18 protein-coding genes are annotated in these 22,778 nt (G+C 70.8%); 16 read left to right on the top strand and 2 right to left on the bottom strand.

Annotated features, from left to right (window positions below):
• Window positions 1-226: 226 nt before the first annotated feature.
• Window positions 227-772 (bottom strand): beta-class carbonic anhydrase, encoded by a 546-nt coding sequence (locus tag ACIGYR_RS11990; protein ID WP_391839160.1) that lies wholly within the window; start codon window positions 770-772, stop codon window positions 227-229.
• Between the two features lie 352 nt (window positions 773-1,124).
• Here ACIGYR_RS11990 and rsmH point away from each other — a divergent pair, with 352 nt between their 5' ends.
• The 16 genes from rsmH to ACIGYR_RS12070 all read left to right on the top strand — a co-directional run bounded on the left by rsmH (window position 1,125) and on the right by ACIGYR_RS12070 (window position 18,936).
• The gene (gene rsmH / locus ACIGYR_RS11995) at window positions 1,125-2,081 is read left to right on the top strand and encodes a 16S rRNA (cytosine(1402)-N(4))-methyltransferase RsmH (RefSeq protein WP_391839162.1); all 957 of its coding nucleotides are present in this window, start codon (window positions 1,125-1,127) and stop codon (window positions 2,079-2,081) included.
• A 67-nt stretch (window positions 2,082-2,148) separates the two neighbouring features.
• A complete protein-coding gene (locus tag ACIGYR_RS12000) occupies window positions 2,149-2,742 on the top strand; it encodes a septum formation initiator family protein (protein ID WP_399595474.1) in 594 nt (197 codons plus the stop codon).
• Window positions 2,743-2,747: 5 nt separating this feature from the next.
• Window positions 2,748-4,712: a peptidoglycan D,D-transpeptidase FtsI family protein gene (locus ACIGYR_RS12005; RefSeq protein WP_399595472.1), complete on the top strand. Its 1,965-nt coding sequence runs from the start codon at window positions 2,748-2,750 to the stop codon at window positions 4,710-4,712.
• Window positions 4,713-4,878: 166 nt separating this feature from the next.
• On the top strand, window positions 4,879-6,399 hold the full coding sequence (locus ACIGYR_RS12010; RefSeq protein WP_391839166.1) for a UDP-N-acetylmuramoyl-L-alanyl-D-glutamate--2,6-diaminopimelate ligase: 1,521 nt from the start codon (window positions 4,879-4,881) through the stop codon (window positions 6,397-6,399).
• A 4-nt stretch (window positions 6,400-6,403) separates the two neighbouring features.
• Window positions 6,404-7,819 (top strand): UDP-N-acetylmuramoyl-tripeptide--D-alanyl-D-alanine ligase, encoded by a 1,416-nt coding sequence (murF, locus tag ACIGYR_RS12015; protein ID WP_399595470.1) that lies wholly within the window; start codon window positions 6,404-6,406, stop codon window positions 7,817-7,819.
• On the top strand, window positions 7,816-8,889 hold the full coding sequence (gene mraY / locus ACIGYR_RS12020) for a phospho-N-acetylmuramoyl-pentapeptide-transferase (protein WP_391839170.1): 1,074 nt from the start codon (window positions 7,816-7,818) through the stop codon (window positions 8,887-8,889). The genes murF and mraY overlap by 4 nt, the downstream gene beginning before the upstream one ends.
• Window positions 8,871-10,307, top strand: coding sequence for a UDP-N-acetylmuramoyl-L-alanine--D-glutamate ligase (gene murD, locus ACIGYR_RS12025; RefSeq protein WP_399595469.1), 1,437 nt, complete (start codon window positions 8,871-8,873; stop codon window positions 10,305-10,307). The genes mraY and murD overlap by 19 nt, the downstream gene beginning before the upstream one ends.
• A gap of 68 nt (window positions 10,308-10,375) precedes the next feature.
• Window positions 10,376-11,737: a putative lipid II flippase FtsW gene (gene ftsW, locus ACIGYR_RS12030; RefSeq protein WP_399595467.1), complete on the top strand. Its 1,362-nt coding sequence runs from the start codon at window positions 10,376-10,378 to the stop codon at window positions 11,735-11,737.
• 6 nt (window positions 11,738-11,743) lie between these two features.
• Window positions 11,744-12,832: an undecaprenyldiphospho-muramoylpentapeptide beta-N-acetylglucosaminyltransferase gene (gene murG / locus ACIGYR_RS12035; RefSeq protein WP_399595465.1), complete on the top strand. Its 1,089-nt coding sequence runs from the start codon at window positions 11,744-11,746 to the stop codon at window positions 12,830-12,832.
• 26 nt (window positions 12,833-12,858) lie between these two features.
• Window positions 12,859-13,653, top strand: a complete 795-nt coding sequence (locus tag ACIGYR_RS12040) for a cell division protein FtsQ/DivIB (protein WP_399595463.1) — start codon at window positions 12,859-12,861, stop codon at window positions 13,651-13,653.
• 279 nt (window positions 13,654-13,932) lie between these two features.
• Window positions 13,933-15,144: a cell division protein FtsZ gene (gene ftsZ / locus ACIGYR_RS12045; RefSeq protein ID WP_399595462.1), complete on the top strand. Its 1,212-nt coding sequence runs from the start codon at window positions 13,933-13,935 to the stop codon at window positions 15,142-15,144.
• Window positions 15,141-15,869 (top strand): peptidoglycan editing factor PgeF, encoded by a 729-nt coding sequence (pgeF, locus tag ACIGYR_RS12050; protein WP_399595460.1) that lies wholly within the window; start codon window positions 15,141-15,143, stop codon window positions 15,867-15,869. Before ftsZ ends, pgeF begins: the two co-directional genes overlap by 4 nt.
• Before the next feature lie 6 nt (window positions 15,870-15,875).
• Window positions 15,876-16,595: a YggS family pyridoxal phosphate-dependent enzyme gene (locus ACIGYR_RS12055; RefSeq protein ID WP_391839182.1), complete on the top strand. Its 720-nt coding sequence runs from the start codon at window positions 15,876-15,878 to the stop codon at window positions 16,593-16,595.
• Window positions 16,596-16,723: 128 nt separating this feature from the next.
• Window positions 16,724-17,365 (top strand): cell division protein SepF, encoded by a 642-nt coding sequence (sepF, locus tag ACIGYR_RS12060; RefSeq protein ID WP_391839184.1) that lies wholly within the window; start codon window positions 16,724-16,726, stop codon window positions 17,363-17,365.
• Between the two features lie 61 nt (window positions 17,366-17,426).
• Window positions 17,427-17,717, top strand: coding sequence for a YggT family protein (locus ACIGYR_RS12065; RefSeq protein WP_318204030.1), 291 nt, complete (start codon window positions 17,427-17,429; stop codon window positions 17,715-17,717).
• A gap of 52 nt (window positions 17,718-17,769) precedes the next feature.
• Window positions 17,770-18,936 carry a DivIVA domain-containing protein gene (locus tag ACIGYR_RS12070; protein WP_399595458.1) on the top strand — a complete coding sequence of 389 codons (1,167 nt, stop codon included), beginning with the start codon at window positions 17,770-17,772 and terminating at the stop codon, window positions 18,934-18,936.
• Between the two features lie 446 nt (window positions 18,937-19,382).
• Here the strand turns inward: ACIGYR_RS12070 and ileS are convergent, their stop codons facing one another.
• Window positions 19,383-22,526 (bottom strand): isoleucine--tRNA ligase, encoded by a 3,144-nt coding sequence (ileS, locus tag ACIGYR_RS12075; protein ID WP_399595456.1) that lies wholly within the window; start codon window positions 22,524-22,526, stop codon window positions 19,383-19,385.
• Window positions 22,527-22,778: the final 252 nt, after the last annotated feature.

Here is a 22,778-nt window from a genome sequence, read left to right on the forward strand (position 1 = left end):
AAACCGGCCCACCCCGAAACACGGGCACCACGCGGGAAAGGTTCCGCGTGACGCCACACCCGCATTCTTGCCGCCGTTACCGATTCGTGTCACTCGCCTGTGGACAACTGCCCCCGCGATGTCGGTCTTCACGGCATTTCCGACCGCGTTCCCGCCGCGGACGCCGAGATATGTCCCGCCGCGGACGGCGGGACATATCCCGGGGCGGCCGGCCGGTCCGTCCGGGTCAGGCCGGGTCGACCTCGCGCAGCAGACCGGTGCGCACGTCGAAGACGAACCCGCGGACGTCGTCGGTGTGCGTCAGGAAGGGTGAGGTGCGCACCCGCTGCATGGACTGGCGCACGTCCTGGTCCGCGTCCTGGAAGGACTCCACCGCCCACGACGGCCGCTGCCCGACCTCCATCTCCAGCTCGTTGCGGAAGTCCTCGGTGAGGGACTCCAGGCCGCAGCCGGTGTGATGGATGAGCACGACGCTGCGGGTGCCCAGCTTGCGCTGGCTGATCGTCAGGGACCGGATGACGTCGTCGGTGACCACGCCGCCGGCGTTGCGGATGGTGTGACAGTCGCCGAGTTGCAGACCGAGGGCCTTGTGCAGGTCGAGGCGGGCGTCCATGCACGCGACCACGGCGACGTGCAGAACGGGACGGGCGTCCATGCCGGGGTCCGTGAACGCCTCGGCATACCGTCGGTTGGCCTCCACGAGGCGGTCGGTCACGGTGTCGCCAGTGGTTATGGCGCCTTCGGATCCAGTGGGTGCTGCGGAAGTCGTCATACCGACGACGTTACTGGTCACGTACCGGTCTGGCCTGCTGTGAGAGGGGACAAAGAACGTCAGCGTGGCTTGTTGTGAGCTAACCCACAGGGAGGCAAAGGTGAGCTGAACGGGTGGATCGGTGCCAAAGGTGGTTCCCGTCGTGTCGTGGTCCGCGACGCGCAGGTCGGTTGATTGACCAGGGGACGGCGTGGACTAAAGTGACGCGAAAGCGGGAGGCGAGTCTCTCCCCGCTGGTGAAACCCCCGGAGACCCCGGCACGTGCCCGGACCGGTCTCCTCGCGCGCGCGGCGCGTACGTACGGCTCGGGGGACCGACGGTGCGTACGGCCCGCCGGAACTGAGAGGCCCCCTTGAGCCAGAGTCGACACGTCCCGGTGATGCTCCAGCGGTGCCTGGATCTGCTGGCGCCCGCCCTGGAGCTCCCGGGAGCGGTGGTCGTCGACTGCACCCTCGGCCTCGGCGGGCACAGCGAGGCGCTGCTGACCCGGTTCCCCGACGCCCGGCTGATCGGCCTGGACCGGGACAAGGAGGCGCTGCGCCTGTCCGGCGAGCGGCTCGCGCCGTTCGGGGACCGCGCCACCCTCGTGCACGCCGTGTACGACGAGCTGCCCGGCGTACTGCGCCGGCTCGGCGTCGCCCGCGTGCAGGGCGTGCTGTTCGACCTCGGGGTCTCCTCCATGCAGCTCGACGAGGCCGACCGCGGCTTCGCCTACGCGCAGGACGCGCCCCTGGACATGCGCATGGACCAGACGACCGGCAGCAGCGCCGCCGAGGTCCTCAACACCTACCCGGCGGGCGAACTCGTGCGCATCCTGCGCGCCTACGGCGAGGAGAAGCAGGCCAAGCGCATCGTCGCCGCGATCGTCCGCGAGCGCGAGAAGGAGCCGTTCAGCAACAGCGCCCGGCTGGTGGAGCTCATCCGTGACGCCCTGCCGCAGGCCGTGAAGCGCACCGGCGGCAATCCGGCCAAGCGGACCTTCCAGGCGCTGCGCATCGAGGTCAACGGCGAGCTGTCCGTGCTGGAGCGGGCGATCCCGGCCGCCGTGAAGAGCCTGGACGTCGGCGGCCGGATCGCCGTGCTGTCGTACCACTCGCTCGAAGACCGGCTCGTCAAACAGGTGTTCGCGGCCGGGGCCGCCTCCACGGCGCCGCCCGGGCTGCCGGTCGTGCCCGAGCGTTACCAGCCGCGGCTCAAGCTGCTCACCCGCGGTGCCGAACTTCCCACCGAGGAGGAGATCGCCGAGAACCGCCGGGCCGCACCGGCCAGACTGCGGGGTGCCGAGCGCATCAGGGAGGACGTCGAGTGAGCGAGACGGGTCGGAAGGTTCCCCCCGCGCACCGGGGGAGCGGCATCCCCCACGCACCGGGGGAGCAGTGAGCAGGAAACCCGCGCTGAAGGGAAGGGCCGCCCGGCTCGCCCGGCTCTTGCCCGCCGGCCGCGCCCGGGCGGCCCGCACCCCGTTCGTCCTCCTCGTCGTCGTGCTCCTCGGCGGCGGCCTCATCGGGCTGCTGGTGCTGAACTCCGCGCTCAGCGAAGGCTCGTTCGAACTCGCCGACCTGCAGAAGCGGACGAAGAACTTCACCGACGAGGAACAGGCCCTCCAGCGGGACATCGACGCCTACTCGTCCCCCGACGCCCTCCAGCGGCGCGCCGGCGAACTCGGCATGATCCCCGGCGGCGACCCGGCCTTCCTCGGCCCCGACGGCACGGTCAAGGGCGTCCCCAGCGCCGCCCCCGAAGCCGCCGTCCTCTCGGGCCCGGCCGCCCCGGAGGCGCTGATCCCGGCCGTGGGCACCTCCGCCGCCCCGGCCCCCACGGCGGCGCCCCCCGCTCCCGGCACGGCGGCGCCCCCCGCTCCCGGCACGGCGGCGCCCCCCGCCCCGCCGGTCCAGCCCCAGGGGGCCCCCGCGGCCCCCGCGCCGCCCGCCACCCCCCAGCCCCTTGCCACCCCGACCCCCGGCAGGTGACGGAAGTGTCCGACAGGCAACCGCCGCGCCGCCGTGTGCCCGGGCCCGCCAAGCCTCCCCGGCCGCGGGGCACCGTCCGGCGGCAGCCCGGGCCCGGTGCCCGGCCGGCCCGCCGCCCGAGCGGAGCCCGGCCCATGCCCCCGCGCCCGCTCCGGCTCGGCAGCCCCCGGCCCCGGCTGCGCCTGGTCGGCCTCGCCCTGACCCTGGTGCTGCTCGTCTTCGTCGTACGGCTGCTCCAGGTCCAGGCCGTCGAGGCGAGCTCCTACGCGGCACGGGCCGAGCAGAATCGGTACGTGGTGCACACCCTGGCCGCCGAGCGCGGCGAGATCACCGACCGCGACGGCGTCGCCCTCGCCGTCAGCGAGAGCGCGTACGACATCACGGCCGACCCGACCATGTTCGACGCCAAGCAGCTGAAGATCCAGGACGGCCCGGAGCGGGCCGCCGCGCTGCTCGCCCCGATCCTCGGCCAGGACCAGGCCGCGATCGTCAGGAAGCTGCGGCCCGAGAACAGGAACTCCCGCTACACCCGGCTCGCCGCCCGGCAGACCCCGCAGGTCTGGAAGCAGATCAAGGACCTGAAGACCGCCCTCACCAAGAAGGGCGAGACCGACCGGACCACCGTCAACGTGCTGGCCGGTGTCTTCGCCGACCCCAGCAGCCAGCGGGTGTACCCCAACCGTGACCTGGCCGCCGGGATACTGGGCTGGGTCAACGCCGACGGCCAGGGCGGCGGCGGTGTCGAGCAGCAGCTGAACAAGCAGCTGTCCGGCAAGGACGGCAAGCTCCGGTACGCCCAGTCCGGCGGGCGCGAGGTGCCCACGGCCGGGTCCACCGAGACGCCCGCCGTGCCCGGCTCCGACGTCGAGCTGACCATCGACCGCGACATCCAGTGGGCCGCCCAGAACGCGATCAGCGAGCAGGTGAAGAAGTCCAAGGCGGACCGCGGCTACGTCATCGTCCAGGACACCCGCACCGGCCAGATCCTGGCCATGGCCAACTCGCCCGGCTTCGACCCGAACGACCTGTCGAAGGCGGACGGCGAGGCCATGGGCAACGCGGCCCTCCAGGACGCCTACGAGCCCGGTTCCACCGCGAAGGTCATGTCGATGGCGGCCGTGCTGGAACGGAACGCGGCCACCCCGCTCACCCACGTCGTCGTACCCAACCGGCTGCACCGCGGCGACCGGCTCTTCCAGGACGACGTCGACCACGGCACCTGGTACCTCACGCTGAACGGCGTGCTCGCCAAGTCCAGCAACATCGGCACCATCCTGGCCACCGGCGAGCTGGGCAGGAGCCAGTCCGAGGCCAACAAGGTCCTCTACTCGTACCTGCGCAAGTTCGGCATCGGCGGTTACACCGGCCTCGGCTTCCCCGGCGAGACCCCCGGCATCCTCGCGCAGCCGCAGAAGTGGTCCACCTCGCAGCAGTACACGATTCCTTTCGGCCAGGGCTTCTCCATCAACGCCATGCAGGCCGCCTCCGTGTACTCGACCATCGCCAACGGCGGCGTCCGGGTCGAGCCGACCCTGGTGCGCGGCACCAAGGGCGCCGACGGCCGCTTCACCCCGGCGCCGAAACCCCGGCAGGCACGGGTCGTCAGCGAGAAGACCGCCAAGAGCCTGGCCCAGATGCTGGAGTCCGTGGTCGACGACGAGCAGGGCACCGGCATCAAGGCCCGCATTCCCGGGTACCGGGTGGCGGGCAAGACCGGCACGGCCAACCGTGTGGATCCGGCCACCGGCCGCTACCGCGGCTACACCTCGTCGTTCGCCGGCTTCGCCCCCGCCGACAACCCGCGGATCACCGTCTACTGCGCGATCCAGAACGCCACCTCGGGCAGCTACTTCGGCGGCCAGATCTGCGGTCCCATCTACAAGCAGGTGATGGAGTTCGCCCTGAAGACCCTCCAGGTCCCGCCGACCGGGGCGAAGCCCGCCAACCTGCCCGTCGACTACAAGCCCTGATCAGCACCACGGAAACACCAGGAACGAGCTCGTGACAACGATCACCCCCGACGCCGGGAACCACGGGGCCGAGAGCCCCTCACTTCGCTCCGGAGCGGGTGCGCCCGGTACGCTCACCGCCGTGCCACACGCTGATCAGTCCCAAACCACCCAGAAGGGCGCTTCCGTGACATATCCGGGACCGCCGCGACCGGTGCGCGTCTCCGCCACACCCCTCGCGGAACTCGCCGATCAGCTGGGTGCCGCCGCTCCGGCCGGCTCCGCCGAGGTCACGGGGATCACCCATGACTCGCGCGCCGTCCGACCCGGCGACCTGTACGCCGCCCTGCCGGGCGCCCGGCTGCACGGCGCCGACTTCGCCACCCAGGCCGCGAGCCTCGGCGCGGTCGCCGTGCTCACCGACCCGAGCGGCGCCGAGCGCGCCGCCGCGACCGGCCTGCCCGTCCTGGTCGTGGACGACCCACGCGCGCGGATGGGCGCACTGGCGGCCACCGTCTACGGCCACCCGGGCCGTGATCTGCTCCAGATCGGCATCACCGGCACCTCCGGCAAGACCACCACCGCCTACCTGGTGGAAGGCGGCCTGAAAACCGCCCGCGCCACCGGTCTCATCGGCACCGTCGAGATGCGCATCGGCGACGAGCGCATCAAGTCCGAACGCACCACCCCCGAAGCCACCGACCTCCAGGCCCTGTTCGCCGTCATGCGCGAGCGGGGCGTCGAGGCGGTCGCCATGGAGGTCTCCAGCCACGCCCTGGTCCTCGGCCGGGTCGACGGCTGCGTCTTCGACATCGCCGTCTTCACCAACCTCAGCCCGGAACACATGGAGTTCCACTCCGACATGGAGGACTACTTCCGGGCCAAGGCACAGCTCTTCACGCCGGAACGCAGCAAACTCGGCGTGGTCAACGCCGACGACGAGTACGGCCGCCGGCTCGCCGAGGAGGCGACCGTCCCGGTCGTCACCTTCTCCGCCGAGGGCCACCCCGACGCCGACTGGCGCGCCCAGGACGTCCAGGTCGGCCCCATGGACTCGACGTTCACCGTGCTCGGCCCGAACGGCGAGCGGATCCAGGCCAGGTCGCCGATCGCCGGTCCCTTCAACGTGGCGAACACCCTCGCCGCCATCGTCGCCCTCGCCGTGGCCGGCCTCGACCCGCAGGCCGCCGCCGACGGCATCGCCGCCGTACCGGGCGTCCCGGGCCGCCTGGAGCGCGTCGACGCCGGGCAGCCCTACCTCGCGGTCGTCGACTACGCCCACAAGACGGACGCGGTCGAGTCCGTGCTCAAGGCGCTGCGCAAGGTCACCAAGGGCCGGCTGCACATCGTCCTCGGCTGCGGCGGCGACCGCGACCGGACCAAGCGCGCCCCGATGGGCGCCGCCGCGGCCCGTCTCTCCGACACGGCCGTACTGACCTCCGACAACCCCCGCTCCGAGGACCCGCTCGCGATCCTCGCGACCATGCTCCAGGGCGCGGCCTCCGTGCCCGCGCACGAACGCGGTGAGGTGCTCCTCTTCGAGGAGCGGGCCGCCGCCATCGCCGCCGCCGTGGGCCGCGCCCAGGCCGGCGACACCGTGCTGGTCGCGGGCAAGGGGCACGAGCAGGGCCAGGACATCGCCGGCGTGGTCCGTCCCTTCGACGACCGCCAGGTGCTTCGCGAAGCTATCCAGAAGACCCAGGGATGAACTTGTGATCGCCCTCTCCCTCGCCGAGATCGCAGCAGTCGTCGGCGGGCAGACGCACGACATACCGGATCCGTCCGTGCAGGTCACGGGACCGGTCGTCCGGGACTCCCGCGAGGTGGTGCCCGGCAGCCTGTTCGCCGCCTTCGTCGGCGAGCGCGTGGACGGCCACGACTTCGCGGCGCAGGTCGTCGAGGCCGGCGCGGTCGCCGTGCTGGCCTCCCGGCCGGTCGGTGTACCCGCGATCGTCGTCGAAGACGTCCAGACGGCCCTCGGCGCCCTCGCCCGGCACGTCGTACGCCGGCTCGGCGCCACCCTCGTCGCCCTGACCGGCTCGGCCGGCAAGACGAGCACCAAGGACCTCATCGCCCAGGTGCTCCGGCGCAAGGCGCCGACCGTGTTCACACCCGGCTCGCTCAACAACGAGATCGGGCTGCCGCTCACCGCCCTGTCCGCCACGGAGGAGACGCGGTTCCTCGTACTGGAGATGGGCGCCCGCGGCATCGGCCACATCCGCTACCTCACCGGCCTCACCCCGCCGAGTGTCGGCCTGGTGCTCAACGTCGGCACCGCCCACATCGGCGAGTTCGGCGGACGTGAGCAGATCGCCGAGGCGAAGGGCGAGTTGGTCGAGGCGCTGCCCCGGGCCGAGGACGGCGGCGTGGCGATCCTCAACGCCGACGACCCGTTGGTCCGGGCCATGGCCCCCCGTACCAAGGCGAAGGTGGTCCTTTTCGGAGAGTCGGCCGAAGCGGACGTACGCGCCGAGAACGTGCGACTCACGGACAGCGGACAGCCCGCCTTCAGGCTTCACACACCCTCCGGTGCAAGCGATGTGACCATGCGCCTGTACGGTGAGCACCACGTGTCGAACGCGCTCGCCGCGGCCGCCGTCGCCCATGAGCTGGGCATGTCCGCGGAAGAGATCGCCCTCGCGCTCTCGGAGGCGGGCTCCCTCTCCCGCTGGCGCATGGAGGTCACCGAGCGCCCGGACGGCGTGACCATCGTCAACGACGCCTACAACGCCAACCCCGAGTCCATGCGGGCCGCCCTCAGGGCGCTCGCGGCCATGGGCAAGGGGCGCCGCACGTGGGCGGTGCTCGGCAAGATGGCCGAGCTGGGGGACGAGGCGCTCGCCGAGCACGACGCCGTCGGACGGCTGGCCGTCCGGCTCAACGTCAGCAAGCTCGTCGCCGTCGGGGGGATTGAGGCCTCCTGGCTGCAATTGGGCGCATATAACGAGGGTTCGTGGGGTGAGGAGTCGGTGCACGTGTCCGACGCACAGGCGGCGATCGACCTGTTGCGCAGCGAGTTGCGCCCGGGGGACGTCGTACTCGTGAAGGCGTCCCGTTCGGTGGGGCTGGAGGGCGTCGCCCAGGCGCTCGTCGAGGCCGGTACCGGGCGTGGGGTTGATGCCCGATGATGAAGCAGATCCTGTTCTCGGGTGTCATCGGCCTCTTCCTGACACTGATCGGCACCCCGCTGCTGATCAAGCTGCTCGCCCGCAAGGGCTACGGCCAGTACATCCGTGACGACGGCCCCCGGGAGCACGCCAGCAAGCGCGGTACCCCGACCATGGGTGGTATCGCCTTCATCCTGGCGACGATCGTCGCGTACTTCCTGTCCAAGGTGATCACCGGTCAGACGCCGACGTACTCGGGCGTGCTGGTGCTCGGCCTGATGTTCGGCATGGGCCTGGTCGGCTTCCTCGACGACTACATCAAGATCGTCAAGCGGCGTTCGCTGGGCCTGCGGGCCAAGGCGAAGATGGCCGGTCAGCTGATCGTCGGCATCGCCTTCGCCGTGCTGTCGCTGATGTTCTCCGACGCGCGCGGCAACACCCCGGCGTCCACGAAGCTGTCGTTCATCACCGACTTCGGCTGGTCGATCGGCCCGGTGCTGTTCGTGGTCTGGGCGCTGTTCATGATCCTCGCGATGTCGAACGGCGTGAACCTGACCGACGGTCTGGACGGTCTCGCCACCGGTGCCTCGGTCCTCGTCTTCGGCGCCTACACCTTCATCGGCGTCTGGCAGTTCCAGGAGTCCTGCGCCAACGCGCAGACCCTCACCAACCCGGGCGCCTGCTACGAGGTGCGCGACCCGCTGGACCTCGCCGTGGTCGCCTCCGCGCTGATGGGTGCCTGCCTCGGCTTCCTGTGGTGGAACACCTCGCCGGCCAAGATCTTCATGGGCGACACCGGTTCGCTCGCGCTCGGCGGTGTCCTCACCGGTCTGGCCATCCTCTCCCGCACGGAGCTGCTGGTGGCCATCATGGGCGGTCTGTTCGTCCTCATCACCATGTCGGTCGTCATCCAGGTCGGCTCGTTCCGGCTCACCGGCAAGCGCGTCTTCCGGATGGCACCGCTCCAGCACCACTTCGAACTCAAGGGCTGGTCCGAGGTCCTGGTGGTGGTCCGGTTCTGGATCATCCAGGGCATCTGTGTGATCGTCGGACTGGGCCTCTTCTACGCGGGATGGGCAGCGGACAAGTGACCTCCACCTCGGAGCTCTTCGACTTCCAGGGCAAGCACGTCACCGTCGCCGGGCTCGGCGTCTCCGGCGTCCCGGCGGCGAAAGCGCTGCACGCGCGCGGAGCGGTCGTCACGGTCGTCAACGACGGCGACGACGCACGCGCGCGTGAGCAGGCCATGGAGCTCCGGGCGCTCGGCATCACCGTGCGCCTGGGCGACGGGGCCACCCTGCCGGAGGGCACCGAGCTGATCGTCACCGCGCCCGGCTGGCAGCCCGACAAGCCGCTGTTCCTGGCAGCCCGCGAGGCGGGTGTGCCGGTCTGGGGCGACGTGGAGCTGGCCTGGCGCCTGCGCGGTCCCGACGCGGCCCCCTGGCTGGCCGTGACCGGCACCAACGGCAAGACCACGACCGTCCAGATGCTCGCCTCGATCCTGACGGCCGCGGGCCTGCGCACGGCCGCCGTCGGCAACATCGGCGTCTCCCTTCTGGACGCGGTCCTCGGCGAGGAGCGGTACGACGTCCTCGCCGTGGAGCTGTCCAGCTACCAGCTCCACTGGGCGCCCTCCCTGCGGGCGCACTCGGCGGTGGTCCTGAACCTCGCGCCGGACCACCTGGACTGGCACGGCTCCATGGAGGCGTACGCACGCGACAAGGGCCGTATCTACGAGGGCAACAAGGTCGCCTGCGTCTACAACGTCGCCGACAGGGCCACCGAGGACCTCGTGCGCGAGGCCGACGTCGAGGAGGGCTGCCGGGCCGTCGGGTTCACCCTGGGCACGCCCGGCCTCTCCCAACTCGGTGTGGTGGACGGCATCCTGGTCGACCGCGCCTTCGTGGAGAACCGGCAGAAGAACGCGCAGGAGCTCGCCGAGGTCTCCGACGTCAATCCGCCGGCCCCGCACAACATCGCCAACGCCCTTGCGGCGGCGGCCCTCGCGCGCGCCTTCGGGGTGCCCGCCACCGCCGTACGGGACGGTCTGCGGGCCTTCCGCCCGGACGCCCACCGCATCGCGCACGTGGCCGACATCGACGGTGTCGCGTACGTGGACGACTCCAAGGCGACCAACACCCATGCCGCCGAAGCCTCGTTGGCGGCATATGAACCGATCGTATGGATTGCGGGCGGTCTGGCGAAGGGCGCGACCTTCGACGAACTGGTCGCCAGGTCGGCGAAGCGGCTTCGCGGCGCGGTTCTGATCGGCGCGGACCGGGCCCTGATCCGCGACGCCCTGGCGCGACACGCCCCGGAAGTACCCGTGGTCGACCTCGACCGGACCGACACTGGGGCGATGCTCCAGGCGGTGACGGAAGCGAAGCGGCTGGCTCAGCCCGGCGACACGGTGCTGCTGGCCCCGGCCTGCGCCTCCATGGACATGTTCACCAACTACAACCAGCGCGGTGACGCGTTCGCGGCGGCGGTCCGCGAACTCGGCGCCTGACCCCGGCCGCCCGCCGGGCGGATCTTGGGAGGGACGCGTGGGACGGTCGACGTTCGATGGAGGCACCGATGCCCGGTAGCCGTACCGGCCGCCCGCCCGTACAGCGGGCGTCCCGCCGCCCCGCCGTCTCCCGCCCCCCGCGCGAGAACCCCGTACAGCGGCTCTACTCGCGCGCGCGGAAGGCATGGGACCGGCCGCTGACGGCCTACTACCTGATCGTCGGCGGCTGTGTGCTGATCATCGTGCTGGGCCTGGTGATGGTCTACTCGGCCTCCCAGATCACCGCGCTCCAGCTCTCACTGCCCGGGTCGTACTTCTTCCGCAAGCAGTTCCTCGCCGCGGTGATCGGCGGCGCCCTGCTGTTCGCCGCCTCCCGTATGCCGGTGAAGCTGCACCGGGCGCTGGCCTACCCGATCCTCGCCGCCGCCGTCTTCCTGATGGTCCTGGTGCAGGTGCCCGGGATAGGGATGGCGGTCAACGGCAACCAGAACTGGATCTCCCTCGGCGGCTCCTTCCAGATCCAGCCCAGCGAGTTCGGCAAGCTCGCCCTGGTGCTGTGGGGCGCGGACCTGATCGCCCGCAAACAGGAGCGGAAGCTGCTGACCCAGTGGAAGCACATGCTGGTGCCGCTGGTCCCGGTCGCCTTCCTGCTGCTCGGGCTGATCATGCTGGGTGGCGACATGGGCACCGCGATCATTCTCACAGCGATCCTGTTCGGGCTGCTGTGGCTCGCGGGGGCGCCGACCCGGCTGTTCGCCGGGGTGCTGTCGGTCGCCGCCCTGATCGGTGTGCTCCTGATCAAGACCAGCCCCAACCGGATGGCCCGGCTCGCCTGCATCGGCGCCACCGAGCCCAAGACGGGGGTCGCCGACTGCTGGCAGGCCGTGCACGGGATCTACGCGCTCGCCTCCGGCGGCCTCTTCGGCTCCGGGCTCGGCGCGAGTGTGGAAAAATGGGGCCAACTCCCCGAAGCCCATACGGACTTCATCTTCGCCGTCACCGGTGAGGAACTGGGCCTGGCGGGGACGCTGTCGGTGCTCGCCCTGTTCGCGGCTCTAGGCTATGCGGGTATCCGCGTGGCCGGACGCACGGAGGACCCCTTCGTGAGGTATGCCGCGGGAGGTGTGACCACCTGGATCACCGCCCAGGCGGTGATCAACATCGGTGCGGTGCTCGGCCTGCTGCCGATCGCCGGCGTCCCCCTCCCGCTGTTCTCCTACGGAGGGTCCGCCCTGCTGCCGACCATGTTCGCCATCGGGTTGCTGATCGCCTTCGCGCGCGACGAGCCCGCTGCGCGGGCAGCGCTTGCGATGCGGCAACCTCGCTTTGGTAAAAAGCGGGCGGGAGGCTCCGGTGCCGAGCGGGGGCCTCGGAGATGGAACACGATGCGACGGCGTGCCTCAGCGGCACGTTCGTCCGGAGAGCGGTGAATTTCGGTGCATGTCGTACTCGCCGGTGGGGGGACCGCCGGCCACATCGAGCCCGCGCTCGCCCTCGCGGACGCCCTGCGCAGGCAGGACCCGACCGTGGGGATCACGGCCCTGGGCACGGAGCGCGGCCTGGAGACCCGGCTCGTCCCGGAGCGCGGCTATGAGCTGGCGCTGATCCCCGCGGTGCCACTGCCCCGCAAGCCCACCCCCGAGCTGATCACCGTCCCGGGCCGGCTGCGCGGCACGATCAAGGCCGCCGAGCAGATCCTGGAGCGCACCAAGGCGGACTGCGTCGTCGGATTCGGCGGCTATGTCGCCCTGCCCGGCTATCTGGCCGCCAAGCGCCTCGGCGTGCCCATCGTGATCCACGAGGCCAACGCCCGCCCGGGTCTGGCAAACAAGATCGGCTCGCGGTACGCGGCCCGGGTCGCCGTCTCCACCCCGGACAGCAAGCTGCGTGACGCCCGCTACATCGGCATCCCGCTGCGCCGCTCCATCGCCACCCTGGACCGGGCCGCCGTCCGGCCGGAGGCCCGGGCCCGCTTCGGTCTCGACCCGAACCTGCCCACGCTGCTGGTCTCCGGCGGCTCCCAGGGCGCCCGGCGCCTCAACGAGGTGGTTCAGCAGGTCGCCCCGTGGCTCCAGCAGGCCGGGATCCAGATCCTGCACGCGGTCGGTCCGAAGAACGAACTGCCGCAAGTGCACCAGATGCCGGGGATGCCCCCCTACATCCCGGTAAGTTACCTGGACCGGATGGACCTCGCGTACGCCGCGGCCGACATGATGCTCTGCCGCGCGGGCGCGATGACCGTCGCCGAACTCTCCGCCGTCGGGCTCCCGGCCGCCTACGTCCCGCTGCCCATCGGCAACGGCGAACAGCGGCTGAACGCCCAGCCGGTGGTCAAGGCCGGCGGCGGGCTCCTCGTCGACGACGCGGAACTGACGCCCGAGTGGGTGCAGCAGAACGTGCTGCCCGTGCTCGCCGACCCGCACCGGCTGTACGAGATGTCCCGCGCGGCAAGCGAGTTCGGCCGCCGGGACGCCGACGAGCTGCTCGTCGGCATGGTGTACGAGGCGATCGCCTCGCGCCGTTAGGACCATATGACGAAAGGGCAGTGAGCGTGGCCGGACCGATGACCGCCCAGCGCGGTGAACGCCAGCAGGAGTCGTCCGGCCCGCCGCCCGCCCGCGGGCTCAGAAGGCGGCGCCTTCGTGCGATCGTCATCCTGGCCGTCCTCGTCCTGCTTCTGGGGGCCGGTGGGACGTGGGTGCTGTACGGCTCCCAGTGGCTGCGCGTCAGGCACGTCTCGGTGTCGGGCACGCTCGTGCTGACCTCCGAGGAGGTCCGCCGGGCCGCGGCCGTGCCCGTCGGGGCGCCGATGGTTTCCATCGACACGGGGGCCATCGAGGCCCGGCTTCGGCGGAAATTGCCCCGAATCGACACCGTAGACGTGGTTCGCTCCTGGCCTCATGGAATCGGCCTGAAGGTGATCGAGCGCACTCCGGTTCTTCTTGTCCGAAAGGGCGGGAACTTCGTCGAAGTCGATGACGAAGGTGTCCGGTTCGCCACGGTTCCGCAGGCGCCGAAAGGCGTTCCGGCACTGGAATTGTCCGCCTCCCGGGAGGGGCCGGGCGCCGCGAGTTTCCGCCGCTTCGGCACCGACCGGCTCGTACGCGCGGCCGTCCGGGTCGCCGGCGACCTGCCCGCCCAGGTGGCGCAGACCACCCGGACCGTCCAAGTCCGCTCCTACGACGCCATCTCGCTCCAGTTGGGCGACGGCCGCACGGTGGCATGGGGCAGCGATGAGGAAGGCCGCCTCAAGGCGCGGGCCCTCACGGCTCTCATGAAAGCAGCTCCCGGCGCGCGGTACTTCGATGTCAGCGTCCCCACCGCCCCTGCGTCATCGGGGAGTTGACGCACATCAGCGCAGGCCAGCACCCTGGTTGGGCACTGCTACGGCTGATCACATAGGGTGAAAAGAAAAACGGGAGGTTCGGCGTGTTCGTTGAACGGGCGCCACTTGTCGACTTAGTGTCCTGTTCAGAAGACTCCAGGGAACAGACACACTGGTAACCCTAAACTTCAGGGTTAGGGTTCGGGTCGGCGCTACGGACCGTCCCATTCGGCATCTGTCGTCCCGGTGCGGGGCACCGCACGGCGACGACAACGTAATTCGAGGCGAGAGGCCTTCGACGTGGCAGCACCGCAGAACTACCTCGCAGTCATCAAGGTCATCGGTGTCGGCGGCGGTGGTGTCAATGCCATCAACCGGATGATCGAGGTCGGTCTCAAGGGCGTCGAGTTCATCGCCATCAACACCGACGCACAGGCGCTGTTGATGAGCGACGCCGACGTCAAGCTCGACGTCGGCCGGGAACTCACCCGCGGACTCGGCGCCGGAGCCAACCCGGCCGTCGGCCGCAAGGCCGCCGAGGACCACCGCGAGGAGATCGAGGAGGTCCTCAAGGGGGCCGACATGGTCTTCGTGACGGCCGGTGAAGGCGGCGGCACCGGCACCGGCGGGGCACCCGTCGTGGCCAACATCGCGCGCTCGCTCGGCGCCCTCACCATCGGTGTGGTCACGCGCCCGTTCACCTTCGAGGGACGGCGCCGCGCGAACCAGGCCGAGGACGGCATCGCGGAACTCCGCGAAGAGGTCGACACCCTCATCGTCATCCCCAACGACCGGCTGCTGTCCATCTCGGACCGCCAGGTCTCGGTCCTGGACGCCTTCAAGTCCGCCGACCAGGTCCTGCTCTCCGGTGTGCAGGGCATCACCGACCTCATCACCACCCCCGGCCTGATCAACCTGGACTTCGCCGACGTCAAGTCGGTCATGTCCGAGGCCGGTTCGGCGCTCATGGGCATCGGCTCGGCCCGCGGCGACGACCGCGCGGTGGCCGCCGCCGAGATGGCGATCTCCTCGCCGCTGCTGGAGGCGTCCATCGACGGCGCCCGGGGCGTGCTGCTCTCCATCTCCGGCGGTTCCGACCTCGGCCTGTTCGAGATCAACGAGGCCGCCCAACTGGTCAGCGAGGCCGCCCACCCCGAGGCCAACATCATCTTCGGCGCGGTCATCGACGACGCCCTGGGCGACGAGGTCCGGGTCACCGTGATCGCGGCCGGCTTCGACGGCGGCCAGCCGCCGGCCCGCCGGGACACCGTCCTCGGTTCGGCCTCCGCCGGTTCGGCCTCCGCCCGCCGCGAGGAGCCCGCCCCGGCCCGGCCGAGCGAGCCCAGCCGTCCGTCCTTCGGCTCGCTGGGCAGCGTCAAGCCGAAGGAGGAGCCGGAGCCGGCTCCCGAGCCGGTGGCCGACATCCCGGTCGCCCCGCCGGTGACGCCGTCGCCCCGGACCTACTCGGACAGCGCGGCCGAGGAACTGGACGTGCCGGACTTCCTCAAGTGATAGGTCGGCGCGAGACCGTGAGCGGCGCGCACTTCGCCTTCACCGACCGGTGGGGCGGGGTGAGCGCCGCTCCGTATGAGGAGCTGAACCTCGGCGGGGCGGTCGGGGACGACGCCGAGGCCGTGCGCACCAACCGGGAACTGGCCGCCAAGTCGCTGGGCCTGGACGCGGCGCGGGTGGTCTGGATGAACCAGGTGCACGGCAACGACGTCGCCGAGGTCGAGGAGCCCTGGACCACCCGGCTCACCCCGGAGGTCGACGGGCTCGTGACCGCGACCCGCGGGCTGGCCCTGGCCGTGCTGACCGCCGACTGTGTGCCGGTCCTGCTGGCCGACCCGGTCGCCGGGGTGGTCGCCGCGGCCCACGCCGGGCGGCCCGGCATGATCAAGGGGATCGTCCCCGCGGCGATCGACGCCATGGAGTCGCTCGGCGCCGACCCCGCCCGCATCGTCGCCCGCACCGGGCCGGCCGTGTGCGGCCGGTGCTACGAGGTGCCGGAGGCGATGCGCGCCGAGGTGGCCGCCGTCGAGTCGGCGGCGTACGCCGAAACGAGCTGGGGCACGCCGGCGGTCGATGTGAGTGCCGGCGTGCACGCGCAGCTCGACCGGCTGGGGGTGTGCGACCGGGCGCAGTCGCCGGTGTGCACCCTGGAGTCGGGCGACCACTTCTCGTACCGCCGCGACCGGGTCACCGGGCGGCTCGCAGGCTATGTCTGGCTGGACTGATGGGGCATGACGGACCGTAAGACCGAAATCGCCACGAATCTGGCGAAGGTGGAGGAGCGCATCGCCGCCGCGTGCGCGGGGGCCGGGCGCGAGCGGGAGGATGTGACCCTGATCGTGGTCACGAAGACCTACCCGGCGAGCGATGTGCGGATCCTGTCGGAGCTCGGTGTGCGCCATGTCGCCGAGAACCGCGACCAGGACGCGGCCCCGAAGGCCGCGGCTTGTGCGGATCTGCCCCTGAAGTGGCACTTTGTCGGTCAGTTGCAGACCAACAAGGTGCGTTCCGTGGTCGGTTACGCCGACGTCGTGCAGTCCATCGACCGTTCCCGGCTCGTCGCCGCCCTGTCGAAGGAGGCCGTGCGGGCGGAGCGCGAGGTGGGCTGTCTCATCCAGGTCGCGCTCGACGCGGGGGCGAGCGGCAGAGGCGAGCGCGGCGGCATCGCACCGGGCGGAATCGAAGAGTTGGCCGACCTCGTCGCGGGCTCGCCCGGGCTGCGGCTCGACGGGCTGATGACCGTCGCCCCGCTCACCGGGGAGTACGCGGGGCGCGAACAGGCGGCGTTCGGGCGCCTCATGGATTTGTCGACTGACCTGCGCCGAGCCCATCCGGCTGCAACCATGGTGTCGGCAGGGATGAGCGCGGACCTCGAACAGGCCGTGGCCGCCGGGGCGACACATGTGCGCGTCGGTAGCGCGGTACTCGGAGTCCGCCCCAGGCTCGGGTAACGTCGCCAGGAAGTCGGACCACAGCAGAAAATATGGTCAATGCCCGTGAAGTTGGGCACAACGACCACGTGGATCGCGGGCACTTGGCAGTCGTCAGTCGATCCACCACAGAGCGGAGGACTCAGAGCATGGCCGGCGCGATGCGCAAGATGGCGGTCTACCTCGGCCTCGTGGAGGACGATGGGTACGACGGCCGCGGATTCGATCCCGATGACGACTTCGAGCCCGAGCTGGACCCGGAGCCGGAGCGGGACCACCGACGGCACGAATCGTCACACCAGTCGCACGGCGCACATCAGTCCCAAAGGGACGAAGAGGTGCGAATCGTGCAACCCCCCGCGCCGCGCGAGCCGCTGGCCCGTTCGACTTCGCTCGCCGCGGAATCCGGACGTCCGGCGCGCATCGCGCCCGTGGCATCCATCACACAAGAACGTCAGTCCCTGGAGAAGAACGCACCGGTGATCATGCCCAAGGTCGTGTCGGAACGAGAGCCGTACCGGATCACCACGCTTCACCCCCGGACCTACAACGAGGCCCGTACCATCGGGGAACACTTCCGTGAAGGCACCCCGGTGATCATGAATCTGACTGAGATGGATGACACAGACGCCAAGCGACTTGTCGACTTTGCGGCCGGTTTGGTGTTTGGTCTTCACGGCAGCATCGAGCGGGTGACGCAGAAGGTGTTCCTGTTGTCTCCTGCTAACGTCGATGTCACGGCGGAGGACAAGGCCCGCATCGCAGAGGGCGGGTTCTTCAACCAGAGCTGAGACGCACGACCGCAACGAAGTACGGAAGAGCACGGGAACAGGGGAGAGGGAACCACCGACCATGAGCGTGTTCGCGCAGGTGATCTACATCGCGCTGATGGTGTTCCTTGTCGTGCTCATCTTCCGGCTCGTCATGGACTACGTGTTCCAGTTCGCCCGCTCGTGGCAACCCGGCAAGGCGATGGTGGTCGTACTGGAGGCCACCTACACTGTCACCGATCCACCGCTGAAGCTTCTGCGGCGGTTCATCCCGCCGCTGCGTCTCGGGGGCGTGGCGCTCGACCTGTCCTTCTTCGTACTGATGATCATCGTCTACATTCTCATCTCCATTGCGCAGGGCTTCGTGAGATGAGGGTGGACGATCCGGTCTTGCCGACTGCCGATGACTACGTTGAGGTGAAGAGATGCCGTTGACCCCCGAGGACGTGCGGAACAAGCAGTTCACGACCGTCCGCCTCCGAGAAGGCTATGACGAGGACGAGGTCGATGCCTTCCTCGACGAGGTCGAAGCCGAACTGACCCGTCTGCTCCGCGAGAACGAGGACCTGCGCGCCAAGCTGGCCGCGGCCACGCGCGCTGCTGCCCAGAACCAGCAGAACATGCGCAAGCCGCCGGAGCAGGACCAGCAGCATCCTCAGCAGCAGCAGGGCATGCGAGGTCCCGGCCAGCCGGTGCCCGCCGGCATATCGGGCCCGCCGCAGCAGCAGATGGGTGGCCCCATGGGTGGCCCGCCCCAGCTGCCGAGCGGTGCCCCGCAGCTGCCCGCAGGCCCCGGCGGGCAGGGCGGCCCGCAGGGTCCCGGTCCGATGGGCCAGGGCCCGATGGGCCAGGGTCCGATGGGTCAGGGCCCCATGGGTCAGGGTCCGATGGGTCAGGGCCCCATGGGCGGACAGCCGCCCATGCAGCAGCAGATGGGCGGTCCGATGGGCGGCCCCATGGGCGGTCCGATGGGCGGCCCCGGTCAGGGCCCCGGTGGCGACAGCGCCGCCCGTGTCCTCTCGCTGGCCCAGCAGACCGCCGACCAGGCGATCGCCGAGGCCCGCTCCGAGGCCAACAAGATCGTCGGCGAGGCCCGCAGCCGCGCCGAGGGTCTGGAGCGTGACGCCCGTGCCAAGGCCGACGCCCTGGAGCGGGACGCGCAGGAGAAGCACCGTGTCGCCATGGGCTCCCTGGAGTCCGCGCGCGCCACGCTGGAGCGCAAGGTCGAGGATCTGCGCGGCTTCGAGCGCGAGTACCGCACCCGCCTGAAGTCGTACCTGGAGTCGCAGCTGCGCCAGCTGGAGACCCAGGCCGACGACTCCCTGGCCCCGCCGCGTACCCCGGCCACCGCGTCGCTGCCGCCGTCCCCGGCGCCCTCCATGGCCCCGGCCGGCGCGAGCGCCCCGTCCTACGGCGGCAACCAGACGATGGGCGGCTCGCCCGCTCCGTCCGGCCCGTCCTACGGCGGCCAGCAGCAGATGACCCCGGCCATGACCCAGCCGATGGCCCCGGTCCGCCCGCAGGGTCCGTCCCCGATGGGCCAGGCTCCTTCGCCGATGCGTGGGTTCCTGATCGACGAGGACGACAACTGACCGGCCACTGAGGTCGGTACGACAACGGCGTCGGCAGCGTCCACTAGGGCGGGCCCCCTGGACTTCGGTCCCGGGGGCCCGCCCTTTTTACGCGGGTTGCGGGCAGGTGCCTCAGGGGTGCGGGCCCGCATCGGCATGCGGCTCCGCCGCGCGGGCGCACGGTGCCCCGGCCCGACGGCGCCTGTCCTGTGAAGGGGGGCGCCGACCCGAGCCTCCATGGGCCCCGGTGACCGGCTCGGGGAGCGTTCTCGGCGCGCCGGGGGCGTGGAGGGTCGTCGGCCCTCGATGGCATCCAGGAGGACGCCGGTTCGCATCGGGCCCGCCCGGCGTTTCCCGTGCGCGGCGGCGCCTGGCCGGACGTCGAGATGCCGCAGGCACCCGCGCCCTTCCACGACGCCGAAGGCCCGGCCCCCGTGCGGGGACCGGGCCTTGCGACCGTCCGGCGGTTACGCCTTGCGCAGGCGGAACACGAGCGACAGTCCCTCGTCGGTGAAGGGCTCGCCGAAGGTGTCGTCCGCCTCGCCCTGGGCGAAGTCGGTCGCGAGGACCTCGTCGGCGATCAGTCCGGCGTGCTCGGTGAGCGCGGCGACCGCGGCCGGGTCCGTGGAGGTCCAGCGCAGGGCGATCCGGTCGGCGACGTCCAGGCCGCTGTTCTTGCGGGCCTCCTGGATCAGCCGGATCGCGTCCCGGGCCAGGCCCGCCTGGCGCAGCTCCTCGGTGATCTCCAGGTCCAGTGCCACCGTGGCACCGGAGTCGGAGGCCACCGACCAGCCCTCGCGCGGGGTCTCCGTGATGATCACCTCGTCCGGCGCGAGGCTGACCGTCTCACCGTCGACCTCCACGGACGCCGTGCCCTCACGCAGGGCGAGGGAGAGGGCGGCGGCGTCGGCGCCCGCGATGGCCTTCGCCACATCCTGGACGCGCTTGCCGAACCGCTTGCCCAGCGCCCGGAAGTTGGCCTTGGCGGTCGTGTCCACCAGGCTGCCGCCGACCTCGCTGAGCGAGGCCAGCCCCTCGACGTTCAGCTCCTCGGTGATCTGCGTGTGCAGCTCCCGGTCCAGGGACTCGAAGCCGGTGGCCGCGATCAGGGCACGGGACAGCGGCTGCCGCGTCTTGACGCCCGACTCCGCGCGCGTGGCGCGGCCCAGCTCCACCAGCCGGCGCACCAGGACCATCTGCTGCGACAGCTTCGGGTCGATCGCCGACAGGTCCGCCTCCGGCCAGGCGGCCAGGTGCACGGACTCCGGCGCGCCCGGGGTGACCGGAACGACCAGGTCCTGCCACACCCGTTCGGCGATGAACGGAGTGATCGGCGCCATCAGCTTGGTGACCGTCTCCAGCACCTCGTGCAGCGTGCGCAGCGCGGCCTTGTCGCCCTGCCAGAAGCGGCGGCGCGAACGGCGGACGTACCAGTTGGACAGGTCGTCCACGAAGGCGGAGAGCAGCTTGCCGGCGCGCTGGGTGTCGTACGCCTCCAGTGCCTGCGTCACCTGGTCGGTCAGCGCGTGCAGCTCGGACAGCAGCCAGCGGTCCAGCACCGGGCGCTCGGCCGGGGCCGGGTCGGCCGCCGACGGTGCCCAGTTCGACGTACGGGCGTACAGCGCCTGGAAGGCGACCGTGTTCCAGTAGGTCAGCAGCGTCTTGCGGACGACCTCCTGGATGGTGCCGTGACCGACCCGGCGGGCCGCCCACGGGGAGCCCCCGGCCGCCATGAACCAGCGCACCGCGTCCGCGCCGTGCCGGTCCATGAGCGGGATCGGGTCCAGGGTGTTGCCCAGGTGCTTGGACATCTTGCGGCCGTCCTCGGCCAGGATGTGGCCGAGGCAGACGACGTTCTCGTACGACGACTTGTCGAACACCAGGGTGCCGACCGCCATCAGCGTGTAGAACCAGCCGCGGGTCTGGTCGATCGCCTCGGAGATGAACTGCGCCGGGTACCGGCTCTCGAACAGTTCCTTGTTCTTGTGCGGGTAGCCCCACTGCGCGAACGGCATCGAACCCGAGTCGTACCAGGCGTCGATGACCTCCGGCACGCGCGTGGCCGTCCTGCCGCAGCCCTCGTGCGGGCAGGCGAAGGTGACTTCGTCGATGTACGGGCGGTGCGGGTCAAGGTCCGACTGGTCCGCGCCGGTCAGCTCGGTCAGCTCCGCGCGGGAGCCCACGCAGGTGAGGTGGTCGTCCTCGCAGCGCCAGATCGGCAGCGGGGTGCCCCAGTAGCGGTTGCGGGACAGCGCCCAGTCGATGTTGTTGTTCAGCCAGTCGCCGAAGCGGCCGTGCTTGACCGTCTCCGGGAACCAGTTGGTCCCCTCGTTCTCCTGGATGAGGCGGTCCTTGATCGCCGTGGTGCGGATGTACCAGGAGGGCTGCGCGTAATAGAGCAGCGCGGTGTGACAGCGCCAGCAGTGCGGGTAGCTGTGTTCGTACGGCAGGTGCTGGAAGAGGAGGCCGCGCTGCTTCAGGTCCTCGGTGAGCTTCTCGTCGGCCTTCTTGAAGAAGACGCCGCCGACGAGCGGTACGTCCTCCTCGAAGGTGCCGTCCGGGCGGACCGGGTTCACCACCGGCAGGCCGTAGGAGCGGCAGACCTTGAGGTCGTCCTCACCGAAGGCGGGGGACTGGTGGACCAGACCCGTGCCGTCCTCGGTGGTGACGTAGTCGGCGTTGACCACGTAGTGCGCCGGCTCCGGGAACTCCACGAGGTCGAACGGACGTTGGTATGTCCAGCGCTCCATCTCGGCGCCGGTGAAGGTCTGGCCGGTGGTCTCCCAGCCCTCGCCGAGTGCCTTGGCGACGAGCGGCTCGGCGACGACGAGCTTCTCCTCGCCGTCGGTCGCGACGACGTAGGTGACCTCCGGGTGCGCGGCGACCGCCGTGTTGGACACCAGGGTCCAGGGGGTCGTCGTCCACACCAGGAGCGCGGCCTCGCCGGCGAGCGGACCGGAGGTGAGCGGGAAGCGGACGTAGACGGACGGGTCGACGACCGTCTCGTAGCCCTGCGCCAGCTCGTGGTCCGACAGGCCGGTGCCGCAGCGGGGGCACCAGGGGGCGACGCGGTGGTCCTGGACCAGCAGATCCTTGGTGAAGATCTCCTTCAGCGACCACCAGACCGACTCCACGTACTCGGGGTCCATGGTCCGGTAGGCGTCGTCCAGGTCGACCCAGTAGCCCATGCGGGTCGTCAGCTCGGCGAAGGCGTCGGTGTGCCGGGTCACGGACTCGCGGCACCTGGCGTTGAAGTCGGCGATGCCGTACGCCTCGATGTCCTGCTTGCCGGAGAAGCCCAGCTCCTTCTCGACCGCCAGCTCGACGGGCAGGCCGTGGCAGTCCCAGCCGGCCTTGCGGGCCACGTGGTAGCCGCGCATGGTGCGGAAGCGGGGGAAGACGTCCTTGAAGACGCGTGCCTCGATGTGGTGGGCGCCGGGCATGCCGTTCGCGGTGGGCGGCCCCTCGTAGAACACCCACTCCGGGCGGCCCTCGGACTGCTCCAGGCTCTTGGCGAAGATCTTCTGGTCGCGCCAGAAGTCGAGCACGGCGTGCTCAAGAGCGGGCAGGTCGACCTGTGCGGGCACCTGGCGGTACGTCGGCGCTGTCATCTGCGAGCATCCTCCAACGGACTTGCTGCCTTCCGTCGGAGGGACGAGAGCCTTCGTTCCTGTCTACGCCGTGTGCGGCGCGCTCCCGCGGTACCACCCTCCTTGGCCCTCCGTCGCGCCGTACACGCCGGTGAGCCCCCTCATTGGGGTCGCGAAACCGGTTCTACCGGCCCCAGCGCTCGGGCTGCGGCTTTCTTCCGGCGGCTCCGGGGTGATCTTCACGTCGCGCTCGCCCCCGGGCTCACACCGTCC

This window comes from Streptomyces sp. NPDC053076 (assembly GCF_044546845.1).
Taxonomy (GTDB): domain Bacteria; phylum Actinomycetota; class Actinomycetes; order Streptomycetales; family Streptomycetaceae; genus Streptomyces.

Bases quoted from the DNA above. Each gene is read 5' to 3' on its own strand.
- ACIGYR_RS11990 (WP_391839160.1), bottom strand. From the start codon at position 772: ATGACGACTTCCGCAGCACCCACTGGATCCGAAGGCGCCATAACCACT.
- mraY (WP_391839170.1), top strand. From the start codon at position 7,816: ATGATGAAGCAGATCCTGTTCTCGGGTGTCATCGGCCTCTTCCTGACA.
- murD (WP_399595469.1), top strand. From the start codon at position 8,871: ATGGGCAGCGGACAAGTGACCTCCACCTCGGAGCTCTTCGACTTCCAG.
- ftsW (WP_399595467.1), top strand. From the start codon at position 10,376: ATGCCCGGTAGCCGTACCGGCCGCCCGCCCGTACAGCGGGCGTCCCGC.
- ACIGYR_RS12055 (WP_391839182.1), top strand. From the start codon at position 15,876: ATGACGGACCGTAAGACCGAAATCGCCACGAATCTGGCGAAGGTGGAG.
- sepF (WP_391839184.1), top strand. From the start codon at position 16,724: ATGGCCGGCGCGATGCGCAAGATGGCGGTCTACCTCGGCCTCGTGGAG.
- ACIGYR_RS12065 (WP_318204030.1), top strand. From the start codon at position 17,427: ATGAGCGTGTTCGCGCAGGTGATCTACATCGCGCTGATGGTGTTCCTT.
- ACIGYR_RS12070 (WP_399595458.1), top strand. From the start codon at position 17,770: ATGCCGTTGACCCCCGAGGACGTGCGGAACAAGCAGTTCACGACCGTC.
- ileS (WP_399595456.1), bottom strand. From the start codon at position 22,526: ATGACAGCGCCGACGTACCGCCAGGTGCCCGCACAGGTCGACCTGCCC.